This is a genomic window from Kocuria sabuli (assembly GCF_040981185.1).
Lineage (GTDB): Bacteria > Actinomycetota > Actinomycetes > Actinomycetales > Micrococcaceae > Kocuria > Kocuria sabuli.
The window spans coordinates 1-1627 of the sequence record NZ_JAVHZE010000043.1; the positions used below are offsets into that span (position 1 = coordinate 1).

At 69.5% G+C, this 1627-nt stretch carries 1 protein-coding gene; it reads left to right on the top strand.

The window, feature by feature from the left end:
- Positions 1-1581 (top strand): SLC13 family permease (locus RE027_RS17710; RefSeq protein WP_368809615.1); only part of this gene is annotated, 1581 nt, incomplete at its 5' end.
- Between the last annotated feature and the right edge of the window lie 46 nt (positions 1582-1627).

Below are 1627 nucleotides of genomic sequence, written 5' to 3' on the forward strand. Positions count from 1 at the left end.
GAGTTCGAGCATGGGACGCAGGAGCGTGATCCGGTCCGGGCGCCGGGGCGGACCTGGCTCTACCGGGGGTTGGGGCTGGTGCTGGCGCTGCTGGTGTGGTTCCTGCTGGGCGGGGCGGAGATCTCCGCCGATGCCCGGGTGGTGGCCGGGGTGGCCACCCTGATGGCGGTGTGGTGGATGACGGAGTCGATGCCGCTGTCGGTGACCTCGCTGCTGCCGATCGTACTGTTCCCGGTGCTCACCGCCCTGGAGGTCGCCGAGGTCACCGCCCCCTACGCCAATCCGATCGTGTTCCTGTTCCTGGGCGGGTTCCTGATCGCGATCGCGATGCAGAAGTGGAACCTGCACCGGCGCATCGCGCTGCTGACCCTGGCCCGGGTCGGCACCCACCCGCGCCAGATCATCCTGGGCCTGATGATCGCCACCGCGTTCTTGTCCATGTGGGTCTCCAACACCGCCACCACCTTGATGATGCTGCCGATCGGGCTGTCCGTGCTGACCCTGGTGGTGGAGAACAGCCGCAACGCCGGCACCCGGGCCGAGTCCGCGGCGATGACCGAGGAGATCCGCTCGGGCAAGGCGATCAGCGATGTGATCGAGGACCGCGACGTGCGGATCTTCGGGGTGGCCCTGGTCCTGGCGATCGCCTGGGCGGCGACCATCGGCGGGCTGGGCACCCTGCTGGGCTCTCCGCCCAACGCGATCGTGGCCGGCTACATCAGCGAGGAGCTGGGCCGCACCGTGGGCTTCGCCCAGTGGATGATGCTCGGGGTCCCGATCGTGATCGTGTTCATCGGGCTGGCCTGGCTGCTGATCACCCGGGTGATCTTCCGCTTCCACCTGGACGAGGTCCCCGGGGGCAAGGAACTCATCGACGAGGAGATCGCCGCCCTGGGCCCGATGAGCCAGGGCGAGAAGACCGTGCTGGGAGTCTTCCTCGCCGCGGCGTTCTTCTGGATCGTGCCCGGGCTGCTGGGCGGGATCGGCACCCTCGGGGAGCAGCTGCCCTGGCTGGAGCTCTTCGACGACACCGTGGTCGCGATCGCAGCCGGGGTGCTGCTGTTCCTGATCCCCGGGGACAAGCAGGGCAACATGACCCTGGAGTGGAACGACGCCGAAGAAGGCCTGCCCTGGGGGGTGCTGCTGCTCTTCGGCGGCGGACTGTCCCTGGCCGCGGCCGTGGCCGGCACCGGCCTGGACGCCTGGTTCGGCGCCCAGGTCTCCGGACTCGGCGCGCTGCCGATCGTGCTGCTGCTGGCGGTGGTGGTCACCATCGTGCTGCTGCTGACCGAGATCACCTCCAACACCGCCACCGCCGCGACCTTCATCCCGATCCTGGGCGGAGTCGCGGTGGGCATCGGGGTGGACCCGATGACCCTGCTGATCCCCGCCGCCCTGGCCGCCACCTGCGCCTTCATGCTCCCGGTCGGCACCCCGCCCAACGCGATCGTCTTCGCCACCGGCCAGGTCAAGATCACCGAGATGGTCCGCGGCGGCATCGTGCTCAACATCGTCGGAGTCATCCTCATCACCATCTTCACCGTCCTCATCGGCCCCCTCGCCCTCGGCCTCGTCATCTGACCCACACCCACAGGACCCCCGGTCGCCTCGCGGCCGGGGGTCCCGC